Here is a 24,520-nt window from a genome sequence, read left to right as displayed (position 1 = left end):
GCCACCGTCAGCAGCCGCATGCGCGCGAGGGCGCCGGGCCGGCACGTCCCGGGAGGTGCTGCCGCGGCGACGCCGATGAGTGCACCCGCCTGCTCGACGCCCTCGATCTCCCTCGCCGACGACGATGCGAGCAGGGCCCGGGTGATGCGTGCGTGGCCCTGCGCACGACGCCTGTCATCGCCCCGGTACACCGCGACATGCATCGGGTTGTCGGCCATGCCGCGCCCCAGCAGTTCGGCGACGCGTGGCGCCGAGGAACGGTCCAGCGGGATCACGGTGAGGTTCGGTTCATGCAGGCTCACGGCGGTTCTCCGTCTTCTCGTGTCGCGGTTCTCGGTTCCGACCGACATCGTCCGCCGCGCGCCCGGTGGCCGGTCACTCGCAGCGGACGACGTCCGACGCTGATCCCGAACCACGTCTGGGTCGCTCGGGGGCGATGCCGGTTGTCGTCGTGGAGGGACGGCCGCGGGTGGGTGAGCATGCCGATGATGGGTTCGGCCCCGGCACGTTCGCTGCCGGCCGCTGGGAAGGAACGGGATCGGATGCTGGCGTCACTCCTCGCGACCGTCCTGGTCGTGGTCTACGTCGTTGTGCTCGGTCTGATCGTCCGGTGGCTGCTCGGGGCTCGGGTCGGGCTGGGCCGCACCGTCCTCACCGGCGCGGTCGGGTTCTTCGTGATCCTCCCCGCCACCTTTCTGGCGGTCGGCGAGACCGGTGGCGTCGACGCGGAAGCACTCGCGCAGGGCTCGTTCCTCCCCGGCGACGTGCTGGCGGTCCTGGTGTCGGCGCTCTGGGCGCTCGCGCTGTGCGCGGCGTTCGTCGCGGGGTGGGAGTTCCTCCGGCCGTCGTATCGGCGTAAGGGGTTGCTCGCCCGGCTGCGTGGAGGTCGCGACCGGCTGCGGCGCACGGTGAGGTATCTGCAGATCGTCCGCGTCGCGATGCGTCACGGGCTCGGGCCTCTGCTGCACGGGGCAGCGGACGCGTGGAGGACCTCGGGCCACCGCTCGTGGGCGCGCTGAACGAGGCCGGCGTCGCCTTCGTCAAGCTCGGTCAGGTGCTCGCCTCACGCCGCGACGTCGTCCCCGCCCGACTCGCCGATCAGCTGGCGACTCTGCAGACGCAGGCGGATGCAGAGGACTGGCGCGTGATGGAGGGCGTGCTGTCCGAGGAGCTCGAGCGCCCGCCCGCCACCGTTTTCACCCGCCTCGACCCGGTGCCGCTCGCGGCGGCATCCATCGGGCAGGTGCACGCGGCGAGACTCGCGAGCGGCGAGGAGGTGATCGTCAAGATCCAGCGACCGGCTGCGCGAGCGCAGGTCGAGGTGGACATCGACATCGCTCTGCGCCTGTGCCTTCATGTGGAACGGCGGTCGGACGCCGCACGACGCGCCCGTGTGCACCGGCTCATGGAGGATCTCGCGGCATCGCTGCGCGGCGAGCTCGACTACCGGGTCGAGGGACGCAACGGGGCGCTGATCCGGGCGGCCGCGGAGCGCTCCGGGTCGGCGATCGTGCTCCCTCGCGTACACCCGGAGTTGTCGACGGAGCGGGTCCTCGTGATGGAGCGGATGGACGGCCGCCCACTGGCATCCGCTGCCGGAATGCTGGAACGGCTGGCTCCGTCCCGGCGGCGGGAGATCGCGAGAGAGCTGATCGACGGCGTGCTGCGGCAGATCTTGATCGACGGCATCTTCCACGCCGACCTGCACGCCGGGAACATCATGATCGCTGACGACGGTGCGCTCGGTCTGATCGACTTCGGGTCGGTTGCGGTGATCGACAGGGAGCAGCGTGAACTGCTCGCCTCGTTCCTGTTGGCGCTCCGCGCGGAGGACGCGCACGCCGCCGTGCTGGCGATCCGCCATCTGACGATCGGCGGGGCACGGCAAGACGACCAGGACCTGCGCCGCGACATCGGTGCACTGTTCACGATAGTCGCGATCGAGCCGGACACGGCGGCGCTGAGCGATGGGCTGCTGCGGCTGTTCCATCGACGTGGGCTGGCCGTGCCGGGGAACCTCGCCGCAGCGGTCCGCACGATGGCCACGCTGCAGGAGGCCGTGGCCATGTTGGACGGCCAGTCCGATTACGCCGCGCTCATCCTCGATCGCGTGGGCGCCGTGGCGACACGGCTGATCGACCCCGCACTGGCGAGTGCGGTCGCCGCCGCGCAATCGCTGAGCGTGGCACAGTATCTGCGGCGGCTCCCCGGCAACCTCGACGTGCTGACGGAGACACGGGCCGCCGCCGCGAGAACATCGGACGCACGTGAGCGGAGCAGACGCGCCTGGCGGCTGCGGATCCTCGGGGCGCTCACGGGGTGCGCATTCGGGGTGGTGCTCGGCGTCGTCGCCCTGGTGCTCGTGCTGCACGTGGGCGGTCCGAGCGTTCCGCCCGGCGTGCCGCTGTTCTCGCTGGTCGGCGCCGCGGTCGGGTCGGGGGCGCTGATCGTCTGCGTGCGCTCGGCGATCGCGCTGCATCGGCTCGCCGACGAGGCAAGGTGATCGGTCGGCGTCTCGGGCGATCCAGCACCGGCGGCGCTGAGGCGGTTGCGTGTCGCTGTCGCCCGGATGCGATCGGTTTGTCGCCCCGGGGAGGACGAGAAGCGGATGTCGGCAAACCTAGCGTGGCGGCATGAACTACGACATGACACCCGCAGCTGGGTCCGGTGACCGTCGCTCCGGCCTCGGGTTCTCCTTCCTGGCGCTCGTCGGGCTGGCGGCTCTCGCGCTGCCCCGGGTCATCCTGCACGATCTGCACATCATCGACGAGGGCGACGTGATCAACTGGGTTCTCGCGCTCGGGCCGTTCGCCGTGTGGATCGCCGCAGCGGTGGTCAAGAAGGTGCCGAACGCGTTCCTGACGGTGCTGGTGATCGGCGTGATCTTCGGCGTGATGCTCGTGGTCACGCATCAGCTGCTCTGGGACGCGGCGTTCCAGGGCGACCCGCCCGCGCTCGGAGACAGCCCCGCGGCGCTGATCATTCCGCGCGTCGCCGCGGTGTTCAGCGGCATGTTCACCAGCGCCCTGACCGGCGCGATCGCCGGGCTGGTCGCGTGGGGCATCCAGGCCGCCGCACGCCGACGCGCGGTCTGAGCGGGAGGGGAACGGGAGATGAATCAGGGTTCTGAAGGGAGCGGTCGGATGCCGGACGACGGCGCGGACGAGCAGGCGCGGGATGCCGCCCGGTACCGGGAGTATCTGGCACAGGGATGGTGGCCGCGCCCGGAGGATCCGGTCGCGGGCGGTGGCGCCGTCCCGCCGCCGCCCAGGCAGGCGCCGGGTCCACACCCTGTTGCACCCTTGCCGCCTGCCTCTCCCCCGCCGCCTCGTGCCGCAAGCCCACTTCGGCCCATCGGGGTGGGAGCGCTGGGTCTGGTGCTCGGGATCGTGGCCGGGTTCGTCGTGCAGGATGCCGTCGCAATCGCCCTGTTCGCCGGCGGCGCCCTGGACGGCGGGAACGGCTTTCCGCTCGAGCTGGCGGCGCTGTTCGCCTTCCTCGTGCCGACGACCGCCATCGCCGGCGTGATCGTGGCGCTGCTGATCGACCGTCGCGTCAGGCGGAGGGCGGGGAGGGGTGGGCGGTAGCCGCCGCGGTTCCGATCCGCGAGCCGGTGGGCACGGAGGCCATCATCCGCCGCGGAATCGTCAGGAGTTGAGCGACCAAGACTGCCACGTCTCGTCCAGTCGTCGGAGAAAAGGCTCGGCTGCCCGAAGCCGCTCAACCGGGTCAGTGGCGGATCTGCCCGAGGCTGCGCCGTCAGGGAAGGTGAGTGCATACTCGAGCCCGAGCGGTTCTCCAGGTCGGATCCGTTCGCGATAGGTGCCGCCGACCACGGCGAAAACGCACCGCTCCAACTCCTTGGCCTGGGACTCCCACGTCTCTCGTCGCACGCATCGCATCCGCATATCGGGAAGGCGAAGTCGTGGAGAAGCCCCGCGTGGACGACGACCCCGGGGTAGCGGGTGTACACGAAGGTGAGCGAGGCGCAGGACGGATCGAGCGGCGTGACCCTCTCAGCGCGTGCCGGATCGAGCGGCGGCCGGATCAGATCCGAGCTCACATCCAGGCTGTCGACGATCTCGACGACGAACCGCTCCCGTAGGTAGGCGAGGAGAGCGTCCGCGATCGTGTGCAGCGGCGCGAAGCGCTGCGGGTGCGAGTCCGCCGAGTAGGCATCCTCGGGTGGGGATCCTCCGCCCCAGCGATTGCCGTAGTCGATCGGGCGCCCTTGTGAGTCGAGGAAGACGCCGGCGTCAATCACGGGGCGATCGTAGGTGGTCGTGAAGACGGGCGTCAGTGCCGTCGCTCCCCGATGATCATCCGACTTATCCTCCCACCTGACCCCGAGCGGGAAGATCGTCTTGCTGACGGCGCCTGGTGTGACACCTGTGCTAACTCGTTTCGGGCGGCGTCGCGGCACTGCCCATCAAGTGCAGTATAATGCACTTGATGGATGAGGGAGCGGAGTCACTCGCGCGTGCAATCGGTGCACGGGTGAAGCAGGAACGCAAGAGCCGGGGCTGGACGCTCGACCAGCTCGCCGTCAGCGCAGGTGTGAGTCGGCGCATGGTCGTGAACGTCGAACAAGGCTCAGTGAATCCCAGCGTAGGAACCCTGCTGCGGCTCTCTGACGCGCTTGGTGTCGGCCTGCCGGCCTTAGTGCAACCGCCGAACCCGCTCGCCGCGAAACTCACTCCACGCGGTGAAGGCGCAGTGCTGTGGACCGGGGAACAGGGCGGACAGGGTGTGCTCGTCGCGGGCACTGAACCGCCGGACGTGGTCGAGCTCTGGGATTGGACTCTCGCAGCCGGCGAGCAGCACGCGAGCGGGCCGCACAGCGATGGCACGCGCGAGCTCTTGCATGTCCAGGGCGGCACGGTGGTCGTAACCGTAGGCAACGACAGTTTCGAGCTCCAGGCGGGCGACGCACTGTCCTTCCGCGGCGACATCGCCCATGCCTATGCGAACACCACTGCAGATTCGGCGCGGTTCTCGCTCACGGTCTTCGAACCGGGCGTGGGTGCTGCGCACCGAACGGAGAGCCGGAATGCCTGACACCACCCCAGACGAGTTCCTCGCCGCCGCGACGATCGATGAGGCGGTGTTCGAGTTGCGCTCCGACTATCGGACGATGCTCGTCGTCATCGACGGCCTCACCCCCACCACCACCGCGCAGGGAGGGTGCAACGCGGTGGACGAGCTCATCAGCGCTGCCGAAACCCATGCGGCTCGCTTGCTCGCGGATTCTCCCGTGGAAGAGCTGCCGCACATCGCCGCGTGGCGGCTGGCGTACCGGGCGTTCGGGGCGAGGCCGCAGCGCACCAGGAACAGTCTCGAAGCCCTGACCCGCCGGGCCGCACACGCCCTGCCGCGGGTGAACGCGCTCACCGACGCCTACAACGCGGTCTCGGTGCTGCACCAGATCCCGATCGGGGGCGAGGACCTCCACCGCTACCAGGGGGCAGCGCATCTGATTCGCGCCACCGGCGCCGAACCGTTCGACACCACCGCGAGCGGCGAGCCTGTCACCGAGCACCCAGAGCCTGGTGAAGTCGTCTGGTGCGACGATGCGGGCGTGACGTGCCGGCGGTGGAATTGGCGACAGGGCCGCCGAACGGGCCTGAGCGACGACACCCGCACGGCGTTCTTCATCCTCGACGCGCTCACCCCGGCCACTGACGAGGACCTCGGCTCTGCAGTCGACGCGCTCACCGAAGCACTGGCGCCGCTCGGTCCCGACGTGCGGGTGACCCGTCGCCTGATGGGAGCATGATGGCCATCACGCGCTGGACAACCGGGATGCCGCCGTGGTCGATGGCGGTCGCCGCGATGCTCGCCGTACAGCTGTCGAACGCGGTTTCCGTGCCGGTGATCGAGCAGGTCGGCGCGGCGGGCACTGCATGGCTGCGCATGTGCTTCGGCGCCGTGTTCCTGTGGGTCATCGCCCGGCCTGCGATCCACTCCCTGCGACGCAAGGACGTGCCCGCGCTGATCGCACTTGGCGTGGTGACAGGCTTCATGACCACATTCTTCCTCGCCGCTGTCGAACGCATCCCGCTCGGAACCGCCGTCGCGATCGAATTCCTCGGCCCGCTCACCGTCGCAGGGCTCATGAGCAATCGCCGCAAGGCCCTCTTCTGGCCCGCCCTCGCATTCGTCGGCGTCGTACTGCTGACGGAGCCGTGGCACGGGCGCATCGACTTCGCAGGTGTCGGCTTCGCCCTCGCCGCGGGCACCTGCTGGGCCCTCTACAACCTGCTCACCCAGCATGTCGGCGACCGATTCTCCGGTATCAGCGGCCTCTCGCTCACGATCCCCGTCGCCGCCATTGCCACACTCCCAGTCGGGCTTCCGCAGGTGCTCGGGGGCGAGTTCACCTGGTGGGTGCTGCCGGCTGCGGCAGGGATTGCGTTGATCACCCCGGTGATCGCCTTCGGGCTCGAGATGCTCGCCCTACGCCGTATGACCCACACCGCGTTCGGGACACTGCTGTCGATCGAACCCGCATTCGGCATCCTCATCGGCCTGCTCGTACTCGCCCAGACCCCGACGATCGTGCAGCTAGCCGGCATGAGCCTCGTCATCGTTGCCGGTGCTGCGGCGCAACGCGGCGGCAGACGCTCCACCGAACGCCGCCACGACCACCAGCAAGCCGGGAAAAGAGCCGCATGAGCGCGACACCCAAGTACAGTTCCACGTTCATCTTCGAGACGAAGAACCTCACCGACGAGTTCCACCGCATTGATAGCGAGATCGCCGAACGCGCCCGGCAGATTCCGGGGTTTCTCGGTGAGGAGGCGTGGCACAACCAAGACACGGGACTACATGCCGAGGTCTACTACTGGACCGATATGAACGCCCTGAAGCAACTCATGGGCATGGATACGCATCGGCTCGCGAAATCCCGGTACGGGGAATGGCTCGGCGAATACCGGGTGGTGATCTGCGAAGTGCAGTCCGTATACGGCAACCCGATCCTCGGGCTGGAACACCGACCCGAACAGGAGCAGCAGCGATCAGCCTCTTCACCGGGGTGAGCGCGTTCCGGGTCACCTCGCTCCGCGACGCCGTCGACGGCCCCTCGGCCGGACCCTTGGAGATGACGAAGCCCCGATGAGAAACCGACTCCCACCAGGGGCATCCCCCGGCGCCGCGTGGCCCCGCTTTGCGAACGCGAGCAACGAGGAGAGGCCCGATCCATACGGATCGAGCCTCTCCTCGTTACGTTACGTCGGGCTGACAGGATTTGAACCTGCGACCCCTTGAGCCAGCGATGTGATCTACATCACGAGCGCCTAATAGCCGTTGATCCCTTATGGGAGTAGGTCTCGCGGGCGATCACGGTTCCCGACAGTTCCCGTCGATTCCGGTGACATCCTGCGCCTAGCGGTGACACTAACGGTGACATTCTCGAGGGGCTCGAGAGGCACTTATGAAGCCCGGTGGAGAACCTGAGATCTGGAGCGATCCGCGGGAGTACGCAGTGGATCTTGGACCTGAGGACACGGTCGCGAGCGAGAGGTTCGGTCTGCTGAGTGTTCCCGGGATCGTCGCCATTGATTCACGGCCTACTAACTCGACGGGAACTGGGGCAGGTTCTCGTCAGCGATGTCCTACGCCTCGCGCTCGAAGGCGTCCCAGAGCAGGTTCGCCACGATGACCAGCGACAGCGCGACGTAGGCGAAACTGGCGGCACAGCATCTGAGCACGGCTTGTCAGGCAAACTATGAATTGACTATGCCTGCTCATAACTAGATCGCGGCCCGGCATCGGATGTACAGCCGACTCGCTCGACCGCAGAGCACTTCTCGATAGGCTCATGGCCAGGCGACCGGACGCCTCACGGTGGTGGAGGGTGAACAGCAATGGCAGTTGAAATGGGCCTGTGGCGCGCGGACGGCGGCCGGCTCAGCCGCATCGTCCCGACCTCGATCGGACTCGAGTCGCAGCTCGAGACGTACATCGAGTCCGACCCCTCGATGCTCGGCGAGACGCTCCTGATCATCGGCCGCCAGGTCCCCACGGCTTTCGGCGGGTTCATCGACCTGCTCGCGCTCGACGAGACCGCCGCAGTGCACGTCATCGAGCTCAAGCGCGATAAGACTCCACGCGACGTCACGGCCCAGGCCCTGGACTACGGATCCTGGGTCGCGGGGCTCGGCCGCACCCAGATCCAAGCCATCTTCCAGGCGTACAAGCCCGGCGTCGCGCTCGAGGAAGCCTTCGCGGAGTGCTTCAACGAGACCCTCCCCGAGGAGGTCAACAGCACGCAGACGTTCACCATCGTCGCCGCGAGCGTCGACGCCGCCACCGAGCGCATCGTCCGGTTCCTCAACGAGGGCTTCGCCGTGCCGATCAACGTCGTCTTCTTCCGCCACTTCGAGGACAACGGGGCGAAGTACCTCGCCCGCACCTGGCTGGTCGAAAACGAAGGCCAGCAGGCTCCCGGCGCTGCGCCCGCCCGGCAGACGAAGACCCGCGAGGCATGGAACGGCAGCGACTGGTACGTCGCATTCGGCGAGGACAGCGGCACCCGCCAGTGGGCGGACGGGCAGAAGTACGGCTTCGTCTCGGGCGGCGGCGGCGCGTGGTTCTCCCGGACCCTGAAGAACCTGCCGATCGGCGCGCGCGTCTTCGTGCACATCCCCAAAGCTGGCTACGTCGGCGTCGGGACCGTGATCGGCGAGGCCCGCCGCTTCGACGAGGCGCTCGTCGACGTCGACGGCGTCGAGACCCCGCTGCAGAGCATCCCGCTCGTCGGCACCTACCGCCACGAGGGCGACGACGAAGACGACAGCGCCGAGTGGGTCGTGCCCGTCGAATGGACCACGACGGTGCCGCGAGAGCAGGCGGTGTGGAAGAACGGGATGTTTGCAAACCAGAACACCGCGGCGAAGCTGCGCCAGAAGTTCACCATCGAGCAGGTGACAGACGAGTTCGGCCTCGACGACTGAGTGACACACGACATCAGATCGCGTTTTCAAGGCCTACCCAAGAAGGGTCGCCCGTTTTTTCGCGCCCGGAGCTCCGCCGAGGCCTGCTTCGAAGGCTCCGAGCCGGGCGCGGACGTCTACTGGCTGCACAGGGCGTACCAGGACCTGCCGCACGACGAGGCGCTGGAGAGACCGACGCGCTGTACCAGGCGATCGAGGGCTCCGGCTGCCCGGTGCTGGAAGGGCCGGAGTCGAAGATCAGGCCGGAGGTGGTGCCCGGCTGGAAACACTAGAGACGGATCAACAGAGAACAACCCCGGCGGGAACGCCGGGGTTGTTCTCGTTCTGGGCAGGACGTTCAGTCGAGCGCTCCGGATCCATGTGCTTGCAACTCAGCTCGAGTGCGCGTCACCTGCGCGAGCACTTCCTCGATGTCGTACCCCGGGAACACCTCGATGAGGGCGTGGTCGTTCTCGCGGCAGAGTCGCCTCTTGCGCTCGTCGCGCTCCTGCTGGGCGGCAAATGCAGCCTCCCCTCCGAACAGTTCGACCGGCCGCGAGTGCTGCTCTCCCTGGTACTCGACCGCTACCTTCCACGCAGGGAAAAGAATGTCGAGTGACTGCTGCCCGAGCCACCGAGGACGCCCTTGATGGATGACTCTAGTTTCGGTGAACGCGTCTCGCAGACGGTGATACAAGTCGACCTCCGAGACCCAGCCTTCACCGATTCGCGGCATGCCGGCGTTCTCTCTGACCGTGTTCTCCGCTTCGCGGAACACGCCGTGCAAGTAGTCGCGGACCAGGAGATGGAAGCCGTAGGTGGAGTACGTCGCGAGCCCGGACGCGTCTGGGGACGGCCATGCTATCGGTGGCGACTCAGGACCGATCAGCCCGCGAAATGACGGAGATTCTCGACCGCCGTAGAGCTGCATGAAGTGAAGCTCCGAGTCGATCGATCCGAGCAAATCAGTAACCCAAGCTGGCGGTGCCTGCTCCTTCGCGCGCTGCACCGCCAAGGCGTCCCACAGGTCGAGCACGATGCTCCGGCCACGAGCCCTGTGCTCTTCGTCGAGAACCCGCTCCACCTCGGCAAGCACGGCGTCCTTGTGCTTGACGCCGTAGGGCCTCAGTCGCGCGGACGTCGTCCAGTCCCATGCCATCTGACCTGTGACCCGCGAATCGACCAATTGATCCGCGATCCCGATGTATGTCTCGAGGGATATCAGCCCATCGGCGGCGAGGAGGTCGTATGCCGCCTGATAGTTCTCCTCCAACAGGAACGTATCTGACGCCCATCGAGCTGCGTGACCGGCCAGCGAGGTGCCCGAGTAGAAGTCGCAGGCCCGCAAGAACAAGCCGCGAAGGTATGCGAGATCCTCGTAGCCGCTCTCACTGGCAACCTCACCGAACAGCACGTAGCCGTAGGAGATGCTGTCGCCGAGCTCGATGCGCTCACCCCGGAGGAACCCGGGCTTGAAGCGCTCCTCGTAGAACGTTGCCTGTGCGGCGTCCAAGTCCTCACGCGTGGCCATGTATTGCTTGAAGGGCGGGACATCGGCCGTCGACGTCTCGGGAGGCTTCGGGCCGCGATGGACTAGCCCGTCCTTCTCGTAGAGCTCGCCGTGGCGCTCAAGCATGCGGAGGGCCTGGGGCAGGCTCGGGTACCCGTGAGATCTTGCGCCGATCTCGAGCGACTCCTTTGCGGCGGGAGCTTCTTCCGCGATCGTGGCACGAAGCCATACGACCATCTCCAGGAAGACTCTGTTGGCCTCAGCCTTGACGACGAGATCTGCGGCATCAGCGTTGGCATTCGCCACTTCGTGGACGAGCTCGACGAGCTCGTCCAGTGCCACGGAGTCGTCCATGATCCCAGCCGCTATCGCGACCGATGGCCGTAGAAGGAGCCCGATGGCAGCGATTAGCCTGCGCCGTCCGGCGCGGGTCGCCATCGCCTTATGCAGCCGGAGCATCGCCTCCGCATAGTCATGCTCGCGAATTGCGATCTCGACATCTCGAGCCATGACCCCGCCTCTCCTCCTGTACGCGCTGAAGCGTCGCAGCACGTCCTTGAGCCAGCGTACTTGCCGGTACGGACAGAGACTGCTGGTTGAACGGCGGGGGCGGCTAGTGCCGGCGACACGAGGGATCGACGTGAGCGAAGTCTTCTGCGCTGTGCCCAACTCCAGTTGTAGCGACCTCCCGAATGTTCAGAAATCGGTCGTCTGCTGAACACCTGAGACGTGGTCGAAACGACACGCCCAAGAGGGCGACAAGCGTTCAAATACTCGTTCATCAACCGGTACGCTGGAAGCAGACAACTGAACACGTTTATTGAACGGAGTGATGGTCATGGCGCTGGTCGGACTGGTGCGAGTGAGCACGAAGGGCCAAGAGACGGCGAGGCAGCACGACGCACTCGATCCGATCTGCGTGAAGGTCTTCGAGGAGAAAGTGAGCGGGAAGCTCAAGGTCGAGGACCGCCCCGGCCTGGCGGCGGCGCTGGAGTACATGCGCGACGGCGACATGCTCACGGTGCACGAGGTGGACCGGCTCGGACGCAGCCTCCTCGAAGGACTGATCGTCCTCACCGACCTCTTCGAGCGCGGCATCGCCGTGAAGGTGCTCGACGGCATCGCGCAGGGCGAGCACACCGAGCGGAGCCTGATCCTCGACCTAGCGCTCGCGCTGGCCGAGGACCGCCGGCGCGACATCGTGCGCAAGACCAAGCACGGACTGGACGCAGCACGCGCTCGTGGAAAGGTCGGCGGCCGACCCCGGGTGGTCGACCAGGACAAGAGGGCCGCGATCCTGGCCCGCCGCGAGAAGGGGCAGTCGATACGCGAGATCGCCTCCGCCGTAGGTGTGTCCGTGGGCACGGTGAGCAGCGTCCTCAAGGCCGCAACGCTCAACGAGAACGCGGGCTGATGGCGCGGGACACCGGCGAGCAGATGATCCTCGCGGAATGGCTGTTCGTCGAAACGGTCGACGACGTGCGCCGCCGGAGCATCAGCCCTGAAGCGCAGACGAGGTACGAGCTTCTGGGTATCGCGCCACTCCTGCGGAAGCTGCTCACCGACACGGCCGCTCTGCTGAACACCGTGAAGTCGGCTCGGCCCGAGGTTCCAGTCGAGTTCCGCATCCGTTCGTGGCACGAGTTCGAGGACGTGCTCGCCGCCGAGGGGCTGACGCGCCACTTCGGGATCCGGGGCGAGGAAATGATCGGCGGCCCGGAGACGCCATCCGTGGGGCTCGAGGACTTCCTGAAGACGGTCGTCGGACTCGCAGAGAGCAACGATCTCACGGCCAGGAGCGTGATCCGCTACTACGCCCATGTCGAAGGCGGCGTGAACTTCGGCACGCCGGCGGAGCCAGGCGAATCCACTCTCAGCGAAATGGCACCGCTGCTGCTCGGCCACTCCACGGGCCAGATCCAGATCCTCGCGCACCTGGGCCGCATCGTCGCCGATGCTCTCGAACCGATGCGCCGATCGATCCTCTCGGAGCCGACGATCCACCGGATCCGGCACCAGAAGGACGCCCGGGGACTGTTCCTGAACCATTGGACGACTGATTACCTTCGCTCGTGAAGGGGCGGCGGGGACTCTGCGTGCAACTGGGCCGATAGCCTGGGCCTATGCTGCGCTTGTTCGTGGACACCTCCACATGGCTCGACCTCTCGAAGCGACGGGACGCGCAGCGGTGGATCGTGAGCTTGCGGGTGCTGGTGCACCAGGGCGAGCCCCAGCTTCTCGTGCCCGATCTGGTGATCGAGGAGTTCGAGCGGAACAGGGAGCGGATCGAGCACTCCATGACGTCCTCGATCAAGCAGCGGTTCAAGGACATGAAGCGGGATCTCGAGGACTACGGGAGCTCGGACATGGAGGACGCCGCCGAGCTGGTCGCCGACCTCGCTCGGGACGTCCCGCTGATCGGAGCGATGACCACCCGCAACTTCGACGACGTGCTGGCTCTGCTGCGAGGCGGCACGGCGGTCGAGCCCACCGCGCGCGAGCACGAGTCGGTGGTCAGCAGAGGCCTGGAGAAGCGCGCCCCGCTGCACCGCCAGCGCAACAGCGTCGCCGACGCGCTGCTCATCGAGTTGTACGCCACGGCGAGCGGCGAGGCCGACCTCAGTACGGACCCGCATGCGTTCGTGACGTCCAACAGCGATGACTTCTCCGCAGCCGGCGGCGACAAGAGGGAGCCCCACGCCGACATCGCCGAGTTGTTCGCTGCCGAGGGCTCCACGTACGCGCTCGGCGTCGACGGACTGAACGGCATTCTCTTGGACCACTTCGGTGAAGAGATCGAGGAGCTCTTTGCCGATTCGGACTTCGTCGAGGAGCCCCGCAGGCTCGGCGAGATCACGGATGCGGAGAAGGAGTTCTTCGACCGGATCTGGTATCACCACTCGCTGCAGTACGAGTACAGGCTTGAAGACGACGGCGATGTGGACGAACTCGAGCGATTGTTGAAGATCGCTGGCCCCGGGCGAAGACGGGTCCAGGAAACCTACACGGAGCCCGGCCAGCTCGGGCCGTACACCGACTTCGAGCTCGGCATGCTGAACGGGAAGCTCTCTGCGCTCCGGTGGGTGCTGGGCAGCGAGTGGGACTTCCTGGACACGTAGGCGAACTACGCCCCCTCGAATGCTGCGTAGCTGTAGCCGAGCGAGCAGTCGGGTCGATGGACCAGTCGAACTCGCGCGGTGCCTGATCACTTCTTCTCTTCGCGGAACTGATCGGCACGGCGGCCGACCGTGGCTACTGCCCCGACGGAGTCGAGCGCGGCCCGGACGGACGCCGGGTACTGGGCGAGTCCCTTCGGCACGGCCGAGGGGACGGCCTGGGCCAGCGCCCCGAGGTTCGGGAACTTCTCGAGCGCCAAGTCGTAGCGCTGCTGCGAGACGAGCACCGCCCTGAGCAGCCATCGGCTCTCCGCAGGCATCCGGGTCGGATCGATCGCCGCGAGTTCCTCGTCGCGGATCCCGGTCTTCTTGGCTTGCACCCGTGCCGAGCGGTGCTCAGCTGCTGCAGCTGAGCAGGAGTCGGGCCGACGTACTCGGCCAGGCGGTCGAAGTAGCGCTAGAGCGCGCAGTAGCTAAAAGGAGCCCAGTCCGCCTGGTCCTCGTAGTAGATTCTGTCGGTCAAGGGGCTGCTCCTCTCGGCGTGCTCGTGGTGCTTCCATTGTTGCTCAGGCCCGACGGACAGGGTTGGGCGCGTGGAGTACGAGAAGAAGAGCAGCCTGGACGGCGTACCGATCCGCGTGCCCACCAGCGACGACTACGGGACGTGCTCGGTCTGCGGCGGCGACTGCGAACCCGACCCGGCGTTCGTGTGCGCGGAGCACGGCGTGCAGAGCCTGGTCGACCCGTTCGAGCACCTGCTCTGACGCTCAGTTCGTCGCGTCACTGTCCTCGCATGCGAAAAGCCGAGCATCGCCGAGCATGCGTTGCAGAATCCCGTGATTGTAGAGAATGACTGCAGGATCCCGGTTGTCCCGGACCTGCATCTGCTCCATACGAGCGATGAGATCCTTGTCGTTGAGAGACTCCAACCATGCCGCAAGCTGCTCGCGGCTTGGGGCACCGTCGATGTCCGAGAGCGTTGCGAGCATGTCAACACGCGCGAAGGCGGCTCCGATTCGTTCGCGGTGACGTTCGGCGGCTGAGACTGAGGATCCAACGGACAATGCTTGCCATTCGTCGTCGTGGCCCACTGAGATGTCGTATCGCGTCGGAAGCGCGGGCGACGGCGGCTCGGAACCCGTGATCAGACGCGGAACAGCCTGGGCCCGCACCCAATGGGACAGTTCATCGAGCTCTTTCATGAGGACCGGCCAACGATCAGTTCCGGGCCGATTGATACCGACCGTCGGGAACAGCGCCACGGGAACGCGGACGCCTCGCGGTGTGCGAGCGATCACGTCTCCGACCTGCAGGGGCACTTCGGGAAACCGCTTCACATCGGCCATCGAAGGAGGCGTCTGGTCCTCACGGTGGATGGCCGCGAGGCGCACCGCTGTGATCGCGGGCGCGCGGTGCTTCGAATAGTTGGTGTGCGACGCGAGCAGCGCCATCGGGTGCTCCTCCTGGGCCAGCGTGCGCTGGAACGGTTGCAACCCCTCGATCCGGCGCACGAGCTCGCTGCCGCGCTGTAGGGATGGAGGTCCGTTCCTCCGCCGGCGGTCGATCCACTCCTGGAAATCGTCGTACGAGGTGGCTGCGGGCATCTCGACGAGTCGAGCGGCCTTCGGCCCGAGCACGCCGTCTCGGAACTCAACCTCCGCAAAGATTGTGTGCTCGATCGCATTGCGCAGCGAGACCAAAGCGTCCGCGACGAGCAGTGGCACCTTCCGAGGGATGGGAGCGACGCCAGTCACCACCGTCTCGCTGTACGTGACGACTGGCACCTCTTCGAGCTGGAAGACCCCGTCGTCCTGGCTCTGATACTCGTGGAGCAAGCCGGCCGCCTGGGCGATGACCTCGTCCGCATGCGCCAGCGTGGCGGCGACACCAAGATGATGGCGAGGAAGCCAGTCATGGTGCTGATTCACTTTGACCTCCTCTGGCAAGAGTGTATTGGCCGCCACAGATCATCGCGGGGAGAGCCGACTGCTTGGGTGGGCGTCAGCGTCTCAGCCCACCGATAGGCTGACCGCAGGGATCCAACGGCGTCCTAATTGAGTGCGAAGGGGCAGTCTTGCGTCTAGTCAATTTCCAGGTGCGGAAGTTTCGGAACATTCTTGACAGCGGAGTAATCGCTGTCGACGACGAAGTGACCTGCCTTGTCGGGATGAATGAGTCCGGGAAGACTGCCATTCTGTCGGCGCTCTACCGTCTCAACCCCGTTGGCGACGCGGGATTCAACGAGCAGCAGGACTATCCGCGGTGGCTGCTTTCTCGGGACAGGCGCAAGGATCTGCTCAAGGAAGCCGTGCCGATCACGGCGGAATTCGAACTCGACGCTGCCGAACAGCGGCTAGTCATCGACGTCCTGGGCGAAGGCGTCTTCGCCAGTGAAACAGTGAGCCTCTCCAAGCGATACGGCGACGACAGTACATTCTGGGACTTCGAGCACGACGGCCAGACGGCCGTCGAGAATCTTCTCGGACGGTCCGATCTGCGGAAGAAGACCGCAGATCAGTTCAAAGAAGTTCGTGACCTCGACGGCATCGAGAAGGTGTGCACGGCGTTGCTCGCCGACAGCAGCGATGGGCAGATCGAGAAGACCACGGAGGAAGTCACTCGTATCCGGTCGGAGCTGGCCACGTTGCCCGGCGGCGTCGCGGCGACAACATGGGGCGTCATCGTGGCGACACTCCAGCCGCACCTGCCGAGCTTCTTCTACTTCTCCGACTACTCGCAGCTGGACGGACGCATCGACGTCAGCGCATTGGCTGAAGCGAACACTGAGGTCGGATCTTCCCCGGCTCAGACCGCACGCGCGCTGCTGAGGCTCGCGGAAACGACACCGGCCGCGCTGGCGGATGATGACTACGAGGACCGCAAAGCCGAGCTCGAGGCGGTCGGGCACGAGCTCACCAGCGAGGTTTTCAACTACTGGAAGCAGAACAAAAACCTGAGGGTGCAGTTCGACATCGACCGGAAGATCGAGGTCGCTGAGACGTACGCGCAAAACCTAGAGGTCAAGAAGACCTACCTGGAGATCCGCGTCGAAGATACTCGCCACGCGTTCACGAACAACTTCTCGCAGCGCTCTTCGGGATTCCGCTGGTTCTTCTCGTTCCTGGCGGCGTTCACCGAGTTCGAGTCGCGCAAGGAGCCTGTCGTTGTGCTCCTCGACGAGCCGGGCATGACGCTCCACGGCCGAGCTCAGGCGGACTTCCTGCAGTTCATCAACGAGCGGCTGGCGGAGGCCGTGCAGGTGATCTATACGACGCACAGCCCGTTCATGGTCGAGACCGACAAGATCCACCGGGTGCGGATCGTCGAGGACGGCGGCCCGGACCAGGGCGCGACCGTGACACAGGAGGCGCTCGAAGTCCGCGAGGGAAGCCTGTTCCCGCTGCAGGCGGCGCTGGGCTACGACATCGCGCAGCACCTGTTCATCGGATCAACGAACCTTCTCGTCGAAGGACCGAGCGACTTCGTGTACCTCGATGCCCTGAGCAGGCGGCTGACGGATCTGGGGCGGACCGGGCTCGATGAGAAGTGGCGCGTCCTCCCTGCCGGCGGCGCGTCGAACATCCCCGCCTTCGTCTCCTTGATGGGGCAGAACCTTGATGTGACGGTGCTCGTCGACTCCGGGACGGAGGGAGCCGACCGGCTCGACAAGGCGGTGGACGCGGCTCGATTAAAGCGTGAGCGAATCATCCAGGTCAGCGAGATCACCGGAAACAAGCACTCGGACGTCGAGGACATGTTTGAGATCGGCGACTACCTCACCCTCTTCAACAAGGCGTTCTCGAAGTCGATTGCCGAGGCTGATCTGGGTCCTGGCGATCGAATCGTGAAGCGCCTGGAGAAGCCGTACAAGGCGTTCCGCCATCACGCTCCGGCCGACGCGCTCCTTCGCCACCCTGACCTCCTCGACGGGCTGGGCGACGCCACTCTGGACAGGTTCGAGAAGCTCTTCGAACGCATTAACAGCACGCTCGATTGAGATTCGGCCGCACGCTGTCGTCCGCGAGTTCGCCCCCTGGGGGGCGGGTCTGTGTCAGACGTCGAAGATACCCTGGGACGCAGACGCCGTTCGGCGCGCAATACCCCGTCGAAAGGCCCCTCATGGCAGTCGCTGCACCGGATGAAGTCGAGTACGGCGAGGTCTTCACGCACCTGTGGGTCGTTGGCACGATTGTCGACTTCGTGGGCTTCACGCCGGACAAGGACCCGTCGAACGCCCGGATCCTTTGAGCATGGAGGAACTTCCCAATGCTGCCGCGCTAGGTCATCGGCTGCGCACGACCATGCTCCGTGATTTCGAGCGACCGACCGGGTCCGATCTCGTAGCGTCATGGGGTCCGCTATCCCGAATCACCATCGGGCTCGACGAGTGCCCGATTCCTGCTGTCATGGGGCTCGCGCTCAAGCTCGCGGGCCTGGAGCGCTTCGGGCCAGGAGAGAAAGTCGCCTGGTGGGTCTCGTTCGTTCGCGAGGGGGTGCGCTACGAGGTGGCGCACCAGAAGTTCGGCTTGCGCTTGCGCATAGCGGGCGACGGCTTGAGTGAGTCAGAGATCGAGACCCGTCTCACACAGACGAAGAAGAAGCTCATCTCGGCGACCAAGGTCGTCGAGAAGGGAATCAATGCGAACACCGACCGGCTGGTGGACTCCGGCGACGCTACCGTCGTCAACCAACACCGCCGGTTGGAACAGGCCTACGAGTACTTCCGCGACCGCGCGCTCAATCCGGCGGTGGTAGAAGACGAGCACCTAGAGATCAAGCCAGGAGACGGGTTCGGCATCTCGGGATGGTCGTTCACGAGCGGTGCCGCAGTGATGCAGCTCAACTCGACGCACGACGTGGTCGCCGCCATCACCGCCTTCCTGAGCCGACTCGAGCACGACCTCGTCCTCTCGCTACCGTTCGCAGGGTTCGACCCATCGGAAGACCGCCTCATTGAATTCATCGGCCAGAGGTGGGGACTCAAGTACGAACGTGTGCTTGGCAAGACGGGGCAGGCCAAGGTCTATCTTGACAAGCTGGTCAATGTCATGGAGCGCTGGCGCAACACGTACACTCATGGCGGCTTCGAGAAAGGGAACGAAACGACTGTGTACGCGCACGTACCAGATGTCGGTGCATTACCCATCGGGGTGAGCTCGATGCGCGGGCGATCGTTCCTCTCGTTGCCGAACGCCACCAATGGGACTATTCGTGATGTCTTCGCGCTCTTCGACGAGTTCGACGAATGGTTCGCGACCGCCGTGCCCCAGGCAAGCACGTGGATCCAGTCAGGGCTGGACGTGCGCTTCGATGTCGGCTTCCGCGACCTGGTCCGGTCACTCGCTGACGATCCCGATAGGTTCCAGCGCTACGTCGACTATGTCGACCATCAAGTGGACCAGGCGATGAACATGGACTTCTGATGGGCAGGCGTGACGCACTTGCTCGGCCTTCTCGGCGAGCGTTTGGCGCAGCTCAGGGGATGTGAGGTCCAAATCCTCGGCGAGCAGCTCACGCACCGCACTAGCCGCGTATTGCATGGCCGCGGCGTAGTCCATGTCGGCGTTGAACTGCGGGTCCGTGATCGCACTGAGATCGATGCACATGATCACGCCATCAGCTTCGATTCGACGAAGACCTCGAGGTCGCTCGGCGGGTGGAGCACCGAGCCGCCGATCTTGGCGTGCTTGGGCCCACGCCACCCCTCGGAGCTCCACTTCTTCAGGTTCGGGCGGCCGACCCCTCCCCCAAGTAGACGGCGGCGTCGTCCGAAACACTGAGCGATCTGGGGGTGGCTATCGTGTGCCGTTCGTCCTGAGCAAAGGCAAATTGAACCTGAGATCTTGGCTCTTTGGAGACAGGCTCCGAACGAACAACTCATGCAGGCACAAAGCGACCAAGAGCGCTATCTTGGGAGACAGCGCTCCAAAACAGGCCGCGCGTGTCGCGGTGACATTGGCCTTTTGCTGGTGACACCTGCGGTGACATCGCGCGCAAAAGACGAGGAAACCCCGATCAGAATTACCTTCTGATCGGGGTTTTTGTCGGGCTGACAGGATTTGAACCTGCGACCCCTTGACCCCCAGTCAAGTGCGCTACCAAGCTGCGCCACAGCCCGTGGACAACCGCGCTTGCGCGCGGGCAACTCCCCTATCCTAGCCGACCGCCAGAAGGCTCGCGAACCGGCACCCTCGGGCGTGGCGCGACCGCGCCCTTGCCGATGTCTGAGGTGGGGCGTAGCTTGCCCGACATGGCGACCATCACGACAGAGCCGGCGACCATCGACCGCTGGGACGACGTGCAGCACTCGTTCTCGGGCGGCGGCGACGCGCGCAGCTGCCAGTGCATCTGGCCGGTCATCAGCAACAAGGACTGGAACGCGACCACGGTCGAGCAGCGGCGCGAGATGCTCCGCGACGAAATCCGCACCGGCCCGCCACCCGGGCTCGTCGCCTACGTCGACGGCTCCCCCGCCGGCTGGATCCGCATCGGGCCGCGATCCGAGCAGCAGCGGATCCTGCGCACCCGAGCGATCGTCGCGACGACGGCCGAGCCTCTGGACGATTCCTCGGTCTGGGCGGTGACCTGTTTCGTCGTCCGCCGCGACCATCGCGGACTGGGACTCAACGCCCAACTCCTACGCGCCGCGGTCGACTACGCCGCGACATCGGGCGCGCGCCTCATCGAGGCGTACCCCGTCGACACGTCGGAGGGGCAGCATCGGTCCAACGACCTCTTCCACGGAACCCTGTCCACTTTCCTCGCGCAGGGCTTCCGGCAGGCCGGCAGACTCACCGGCGGACGCGTCCTGGTGAGGCGCGAACTGACGTCCTGACCAGGCGCGGACGATGTCAGTGCCCGCTCCTACGATGAAGGCATGCGCCGCGGCATCCGACTCGCCAACACCCTCAGCTGTGTGCCGTACATCGTCGTCGCGGCCGTCCACGTCGTCACGCTCGCGGTCCAGAGCCCTCTCGCCGCGTACGGTCTGGTGCCGGCCGGTACCGCGGCGACCTCGGCGCGTTGCGGCCGTCTTGTGGCGATCGGCGGCGCGTTCTTCCTGGCGAGCGACTCGATCCTCGCGTTCCGGCTGTTCCTCCCCGACGGGATGCCAGGCTGGACGAGTCCCGCCGTCATCCTGACGTACACGATCGGCCAGGGACTGATCGTCGCGGGTGCGCTGCGCAGCCTGCGAAAAGGAGGACTCCGATGGCTGAGATGACCGCACCGGTCCGTATCGACAGCTGGCTGTGGGCGATTCGCGTCTACAAGACGCGCTCGGCGGCCACGACAGCCTGCCGCGCCGGTCACGTTCGCGTCAACGGCGATCGAATCAAGGCCGCGCAGACCGTCAAGCCCGGCGACGAAGTGCGGGTGCGCATCGCCGGCTTCGATCGGATCCTCGTCGTGCGGCAGACACTGTCCAAGCGTGTGGGCGCACCTGTAGCCGTGACGGCATACGAAGACCGGACACCGCCCCGCGAGCCGGTGGCGATGGTCGCCGTCCGCGACCGCGGTGCAGGGCGTCCGACCAAGCGTGAGCGGCGCGAGATCGACCGGCTTCGCGGTCGCGATGCGGGCCTGGACGACTAGAAAATCATCAAGAAGATGCTTGACACATCCGAACATCCGTTCTAATCTTGAGGTATGGCGATGGAGCTTCTGGATCTCGAGCGGCGTGAGGCGCTGCTGGATGAGTGGGTGCGTACTCGCCGTGAGATCGCGAAGTTGGAGGCTCGGTTGGCGGGGTTGGCGGCGGAGCGGATGCGGATGCTGGATGAGGACATCCGTGAGAATCCGGCGCATCGGGATTCGATCTACCGGTCGATGGTGGCGGAGTACTCCGCGGCTGGGCGGGTGTCGAAGGGGGCGGTCGAGTACGCGTTCCTGGACGCGGTGACCATCATGGACGAGCTGCCCGCGGTGCGGGCTGCGTTCGAGGAGGGTCGGATCGACGCCGCGCATGCCCGGGAGATCGCCCGCGCCCTGTCCCCGATCACTGCCGCGATCCGCGCCGGCCAGGCCGACCCGGACGTGATCGACCTGTACCAGGCCGCCGTGCTGGTGGTCGCCGAGACCGACTCCCCGTCGCGGACGCGGGCGCACGCCCGGCAGGTCGCCGCCGCCCTGGCCGGGCAGAGCGTGACCGAACGGCACCGCAACGCCAAAGCCGAACGCGCCGTGACGGTGCGCTCCGTCGGGGACGGGTTGGCGTTGTTGACCGCGATCCTGCCGGAGTATCTCGCGGTGGCGATCCATGACCGGCTCACCCGCATCGCGCAGGAAGCCGACCGGGAACCCGACATCGACGCCATCCTGCTCGCCATCCGCCTCGCCGAAGCCGAACACCGCGCCCACACCGACGCCGCACAGGACGAACCCGAACCGGTCATCACCGACGACGACGAGTTCGAGGCCGCGGCCGGGCGCGCGGAGGCGGAGGCGCCGGAAGCAGACGCCGAGACCGACGCCACGGAGGCCCGTGACGCGGAGAACAGTGACGCGGAGGCCGGCGAGGCGGACCACCGCGAGGACGCCGGGGCCGGCGGAGCGGATGGAAGCGCCGCCGAGACGGAGGACATTTCTGCGGACGCTGCGACCGGCTCGCACAACGTCGCCGACACCAGCCGCGACACAACCGGCGGTGAGGCGGGCGATCCCGCGGACGTGATCTTCGGTGACGGGGACACGTTCACCACCGACCCCTTCCCACCCCCACCGCCCGGATACGGGGAGTTCTCCGATCGTGGGTCCCCACCCGGCGATGAGCTCGCAGACCAGCCCGTCGACGACGACCCCGCCGCGTGGATGAACGACCCCGAGGTCGCGGAGATCCTGGCGCGGGTGCGTGCCGACGCCGAGGATCATCCCGATGTGATCCACATCACAGCGGATACCCGCACGTTGGATCAGATGCGGGCGGACCTGCTCACCGACCTGCTGCTCACCACCGACCCGTCCACCGTGCACGGCCCCGCACTGGGCAACATCACCGCCCGCATCCAGATCACCGTGAACGCCACCACCCTCACCGGCGCCGACGACCACCCCGCCTCCCTCGACGGGCACGGGCCGCTCGACCCGGACATCGCCCGCCATCTTGCCGGGAACCACACCGGCTGGACCCGCCTGTTCCTGGACCCCACCGGCCTGGTCACCAGCACCGACACCTACACGCCCACGGAGCCGATGCGCAGGTTCCTGCGCGCCCGCGACCAGCATTGCCGGTTCCCCGGCTGCCGCATGCCCGTCTACCGCTGCCAGATCGACCACAACCACGACCACGCCCTCGGCGGCCCCACCGCCACCGACAACCTGAGCCACCTCTGCCTCACCCACCACGCCCTCAAACACCCCGACGTCCCCGACGCACACCGGTGGACCGCGCGTCAGACCGCGGACGGCTCCATCCACTGGACCAGCCCCCTCGGCCGCCACTACACCGACCACCCCACCCGCCGGGTCATGTTCATCCCGACGCCTGGGTCGGCGTGCACCCGTGATCCCGAGGGCACAACTGATCTCGAGGGCGAGAGTGGGCATGAGGGCCAGAGTGGGCATGAGGGCCAGAGTGGGCATGAGGGCCAGAGTGGGGCCGACGGAACAGGTGACCGCGGAGGCATGAGTGGGCGGGAGGGCACGAGCTGGGACGCACCCGAGCCCGATCTTCCGGAATGGGCCGTTCCGGCGCCGGTCACCTGAACGGTACCGCGCAGGATCGAACCGACCATGACGTCGCCGGGCGGCCAGGCAACGACGCGCCGCGTCGACGCCGGTCAGTGCAGCCCAGGAAAGTGCAACTCGGTCAGCGGGCGTCCGGCAGCTGCCGCAGCAACCAGCCGACGGACTCGACAGCGGCTCCGAGATGCCGAATGCGGTCCTGCAGGCCGCGGTCGCTCGTCACGACCGTCACGTCCGTTCCGGCTGCGACAAGTCGCTCGGCCTCCGCGACGATGGCGTCGTCTCCGGCGGCTTCCGCCCGCACGACGGTCACGCGCTGCACGGCGCCACTCGCCGGAACCGCAGCGTCGGGAACCACCGCTCCACGAGCGACATCCCCGACGCCCGTCACACCAACGCGCCCCCTGCCGGCGCCCCCGGCATTCGTGACACCCGACGCTCGACCCGCGTTTCCCCGATCCCCCGCATCCGTCACGCCCGACACCTGGTCCATGTCCCCCGCGTCCCCGGCATCCGCGATCCGACGCGCCTGCCCCTCGACGACCAACGAGACGGGCGGGTACCAGCGGTGACCGCCCAGGCCGAGATCGCCGGCGGCGACGCCCTGCCGCGCCCAACCCTCCAGACGATCACGCAGTCGGCCGGCAGCGCCGGCCCGATCCTTCCACCAGCCGTCCGGCACCGACCCGACGACGTTCGCGGCGTCGACGACGATCGCGGGCTTGGCTCTCAGCAACTCGCTGAGCATCGGCCACGCCTTCCCGAACCCGGGATGCAGCGGCCGCGACAGCACCTCGTCCACCGGGACCCACTCCAGCGCCAGACTTTCCGGATCGCTGATCACCGGGTCGAACGGCTCCAGCACGTCGGCGACGACGGTCGTGTACGACCAGAACCCGAGATACAGCACGCTCGAGAACCGCGCCCGCAGCGCACCGTCGGGGATCCCGGCCTCCTCCTGACCCTCGCGCAGCGCACCCTCCAGCGCCGGCTCCCCCTCGTGCAGCGCACCGCCAGGCAGACCCCACGTGCCGCCGAAGTGACTCCAGCCGACCCGGTGCTGCAGCAGCACACCGCGCTGCGCGTCGACGGCGAGCATGCCGGCCGCACCGAACCTGCCCCAGTACTTCTCGCCCGTCGGCGCCACCACCCAGGCGTCGCCGCTGTCGCGCGGGCCGTCGGGGCGGCGCGGCTCTCCGGGCTCAGGCGGGATGATCGTCACCCGTCCAGCCTTACACAGCCGCGCCGCCGCCGCGCGAGAACGAAAACCAGAAGGA

At 66.8% G+C, this 24,520-nt stretch carries 25 protein-coding genes, 1 tRNA gene and 1 pseudogene; 20 read left to right on the top strand and 7 right to left on the bottom strand.

What is annotated here, in order from left to right:
• Window positions 1-542: 542 nt before the first annotated feature.
• The 4 genes from RIF65_RS05000 (at window position 543) to RIF65_RS04985 (ending at window position 3,587) form a co-directional block, all read left to right on the top strand.
• Entirely contained in the window at window positions 543-1,019 is a 477-nt protein-coding gene (locus RIF65_RS05000) for a hypothetical protein (protein ID WP_309066813.1), read from the top strand.
• The gene (locus tag RIF65_RS04995) at window positions 983-2,503 is read left to right on the top strand and encodes an ABC1 kinase family protein (protein WP_309066814.1); all 1,521 of its coding nucleotides are present in this window, start codon (window positions 983-985) and stop codon (window positions 2,501-2,503) included. The genes RIF65_RS05000 and RIF65_RS04995 overlap by 37 nt, the downstream gene beginning before the upstream one ends.
• A 130-nt stretch (window positions 2,504-2,633) precedes the next feature.
• Window positions 2,634-3,095, top strand: coding sequence for a hypothetical protein (locus tag RIF65_RS04990; protein ID WP_309066815.1), 462 nt, complete (start codon window positions 2,634-2,636; stop codon window positions 3,093-3,095).
• 264 nt (window positions 3,096-3,359) lie between these two features.
• Window positions 3,360-3,587 carry a hypothetical protein gene (locus RIF65_RS04985; protein WP_309066816.1) on the top strand — a complete coding sequence of 76 codons (228 nt, stop codon included), beginning with the start codon at window positions 3,360-3,362 and terminating at the stop codon, window positions 3,585-3,587.
• 60 nt (window positions 3,588-3,647) lie between these two features.
• Here the strand turns inward: RIF65_RS04985 and RIF65_RS04980 are convergent, their stop codons facing one another.
• Together RIF65_RS04980 and RIF65_RS04975 are read right to left on the bottom strand one after the other, a co-directional pair.
• Window positions 3,648-3,902 carry a DUF6226 family protein gene (locus RIF65_RS04980; RefSeq protein ID WP_309082498.1) on the bottom strand — a complete coding sequence of 85 codons (255 nt, stop codon included), beginning with the start codon at window positions 3,900-3,902 and terminating at the stop codon, window positions 3,648-3,650.
• A gap of 44 nt (window positions 3,903-3,946) precedes the next feature.
• Window positions 3,947-4,264, bottom strand: a pseudogene (locus RIF65_RS04975) (DUF6226 family protein); the annotation flags it as partial.
• 188 nt (window positions 4,265-4,452) lie between these two features.
• Here RIF65_RS04975 and RIF65_RS04970 point away from each other — a divergent pair.
• The 5 genes from RIF65_RS04970 (at window position 4,453) to RIF65_RS04950 (ending at window position 8,957) form a co-directional block, all read left to right on the top strand.
• Complete coding sequence (locus RIF65_RS04970) at window positions 4,453-5,058, top strand: XRE family transcriptional regulator (protein ID WP_309066818.1); 606 nt, start codon at window positions 4,453-4,455, stop codon at window positions 5,056-5,058.
• Window positions 5,051-5,776, top strand: coding sequence for a B3/B4 domain-containing protein (locus RIF65_RS04965; protein WP_309066819.1), 726 nt, complete (start codon window positions 5,051-5,053; stop codon window positions 5,774-5,776). The genes RIF65_RS04970 and RIF65_RS04965 overlap by 8 nt, the downstream gene beginning before the upstream one ends.
• Entirely contained in the window at window positions 5,776-6,675 is a 900-nt protein-coding gene (locus tag RIF65_RS04960; protein WP_309066820.1) for an EamA family transporter, read from the top strand. Before RIF65_RS04965 ends, RIF65_RS04960 begins: the two co-directional genes overlap by 1 nt.
• The gene (locus RIF65_RS04955; RefSeq protein ID WP_309066821.1) at window positions 6,672-7,040 is read left to right on the top strand and encodes an antibiotic biosynthesis monooxygenase family protein; all 369 of its coding nucleotides are present in this window, start codon (window positions 6,672-6,674) and stop codon (window positions 7,038-7,040) included. The genes RIF65_RS04960 and RIF65_RS04955 overlap by 4 nt, the downstream gene beginning before the upstream one ends.
• Window positions 7,041-7,868: 828 nt before the next feature.
• Window positions 7,869-8,957: a hypothetical protein gene (locus RIF65_RS04950; RefSeq protein ID WP_309066822.1), complete on the top strand. Its 1,089-nt coding sequence runs from the start codon at window positions 7,869-7,871 to the stop codon at window positions 8,955-8,957.
• Window positions 8,958-9,294: 337 nt separating this feature from the next.
• On the opposite strand, the gene RIF65_RS04945 is transcribed toward RIF65_RS04950, so the two are convergent.
• Entirely contained in the window at window positions 9,295-10,956 is a 1,662-nt protein-coding gene (locus RIF65_RS04945; protein WP_309066823.1) for a hypothetical protein, read from the bottom strand.
• Between the two features lie 328 nt (window positions 10,957-11,284).
• On the opposite strand from RIF65_RS04945, the gene RIF65_RS04940 reads away from it, so the two are divergent.
• From RIF65_RS04940 to RIF65_RS04930, 3 genes are read left to right on the top strand one after another with little or no spacing between them, the layout of a single operon-like run.
• The gene (locus tag RIF65_RS04940; RefSeq protein ID WP_309066824.1) at window positions 11,285-11,860 is read left to right on the top strand and encodes a recombinase family protein; all 576 of its coding nucleotides are present in this window, start codon (window positions 11,285-11,287) and stop codon (window positions 11,858-11,860) included.
• On the top strand, window positions 11,860-12,522 hold the full coding sequence (locus tag RIF65_RS04935) for a hypothetical protein (RefSeq protein WP_309066825.1): 663 nt from the start codon (window positions 11,860-11,862) through the stop codon (window positions 12,520-12,522). Before RIF65_RS04940 ends, RIF65_RS04935 begins: the two co-directional genes overlap by 1 nt.
• Window positions 12,523-12,569: 47 nt before the next feature.
• The gene (locus tag RIF65_RS04930) at window positions 12,570-13,565 is read left to right on the top strand and encodes a PIN domain-containing protein (RefSeq protein WP_309066826.1); all 996 of its coding nucleotides are present in this window, start codon (window positions 12,570-12,572) and stop codon (window positions 13,563-13,565) included.
• 86 nt (window positions 13,566-13,651) lie between these two features.
• Here the strand turns inward: RIF65_RS04930 and RIF65_RS04925 are convergent, their stop codons facing one another.
• Window positions 13,652-13,942: a hypothetical protein gene (locus RIF65_RS04925; RefSeq protein ID WP_309066827.1), complete on the bottom strand. Its 291-nt coding sequence runs from the start codon at window positions 13,940-13,942 to the stop codon at window positions 13,652-13,654.
• Window positions 13,943-14,155: 213 nt separating this feature from the next.
• Between RIF65_RS04925 and RIF65_RS04920 the strand changes: the two genes are divergently transcribed.
• Window positions 14,156-14,326 (top strand): hypothetical protein, encoded by a 171-nt coding sequence (locus tag RIF65_RS04920; protein ID WP_309066828.1) that lies wholly within the window; start codon window positions 14,156-14,158, stop codon window positions 14,324-14,326.
• A 3-nt stretch (window positions 14,327-14,329) separates the two neighbouring features.
• On the opposite strand, the gene RIF65_RS04915 is transcribed toward RIF65_RS04920, so the two are convergent.
• Window positions 14,330-15,490: a hypothetical protein gene (locus RIF65_RS04915; protein ID WP_309066829.1), complete on the bottom strand. Its 1,161-nt coding sequence runs from the start codon at window positions 15,488-15,490 to the stop codon at window positions 14,330-14,332.
• Between the two features lie 167 nt (window positions 15,491-15,657).
• Between RIF65_RS04915 and RIF65_RS04910 the strand changes: the two genes are divergently transcribed.
• The 3 genes from RIF65_RS04910 to RIF65_RS04900 all read left to right on the top strand — a co-directional run bounded on the left by RIF65_RS04910 (window position 15,658) and on the right by RIF65_RS04900 (window position 18,985).
• Window positions 15,658-17,559: an AAA family ATPase gene (locus tag RIF65_RS04910; protein WP_309066859.1), complete on the top strand. Its 1,902-nt coding sequence runs from the start codon at window positions 15,658-15,660 to the stop codon at window positions 17,557-17,559.
• Window positions 17,560-17,681: 122 nt separating this feature from the next.
• Window positions 17,682-17,810, top strand: a complete 129-nt coding sequence (locus RIF65_RS04905; protein ID WP_309066830.1) for a hypothetical protein — start codon at window positions 17,682-17,684, stop codon at window positions 17,808-17,810.
• A gap of 2 nt (window positions 17,811-17,812) precedes the next feature.
• Window positions 17,813-18,985: a hypothetical protein gene (locus RIF65_RS04900; protein ID WP_309066831.1), complete on the top strand. Its 1,173-nt coding sequence runs from the start codon at window positions 17,813-17,815 to the stop codon at window positions 18,983-18,985.
• Window positions 18,986-19,606: 621 nt separating this feature from the next.
• Here the strand turns inward: RIF65_RS04900 and RIF65_RS04895 are convergent.
• Window positions 19,607-19,680, bottom strand: a tRNA-Pro gene (locus tag RIF65_RS04895).
• Window positions 19,681-19,812: 132 nt separating this feature from the next.
• Between RIF65_RS04895 and RIF65_RS04890 the strand changes: the two genes are divergently transcribed.
• Genes RIF65_RS04890 through RIF65_RS04875 form a run of 4 tightly spaced genes read left to right on the top strand, consistent with a single transcriptional unit; the run spans window position 19,813 to window position 23,264 of the window.
• Window positions 19,813-20,397, top strand: coding sequence for a GNAT family N-acetyltransferase (locus RIF65_RS04890; RefSeq protein ID WP_309066832.1), 585 nt, complete (start codon window positions 19,813-19,815; stop codon window positions 20,395-20,397).
• A 42-nt stretch (window positions 20,398-20,439) separates the two neighbouring features.
• On the top strand, window positions 20,440-20,784 hold the full coding sequence (locus RIF65_RS04885) for a lysoplasmalogenase family protein (protein ID WP_309066833.1): 345 nt from the start codon (window positions 20,440-20,442) through the stop codon (window positions 20,782-20,784).
• On the top strand, window positions 20,781-21,155 hold the full coding sequence (locus RIF65_RS04880; protein WP_309066860.1) for an RNA-binding S4 domain-containing protein: 375 nt from the start codon (window positions 20,781-20,783) through the stop codon (window positions 21,153-21,155). Before RIF65_RS04885 ends, RIF65_RS04880 begins: the two co-directional genes overlap by 4 nt.
• A 54-nt stretch (window positions 21,156-21,209) precedes the next feature.
• On the top strand, window positions 21,210-23,264 hold the full coding sequence (locus RIF65_RS04875) for an HNH endonuclease signature motif containing protein (protein WP_309066834.1): 2,055 nt from the start codon (window positions 21,210-21,212) through the stop codon (window positions 23,262-23,264).
• A gap of 103 nt (window positions 23,265-23,367) precedes the next feature.
• Here the strand turns inward: RIF65_RS04875 and RIF65_RS04870 are convergent, their stop codons facing one another.
• Window positions 23,368-24,465 carry an NUDIX domain-containing protein gene (locus RIF65_RS04870; RefSeq protein WP_309066835.1) on the bottom strand — a complete coding sequence of 366 codons (1,098 nt, stop codon included), beginning with the start codon at window positions 24,463-24,465 and terminating at the stop codon, window positions 23,368-23,370.
• Window positions 24,466-24,520: the final 55 nt, after the last annotated feature.

Origin of the sequence: Microbacterium sp. (assembly GCF_031180975.1) — a bacterium.
Lineage (GTDB): Bacteria > Actinomycetota > Actinomycetes > Actinomycetales > Microbacteriaceae > Microbacterium.
This window is presented reverse-complemented; position numbering and strand designations above follow the sequence as displayed.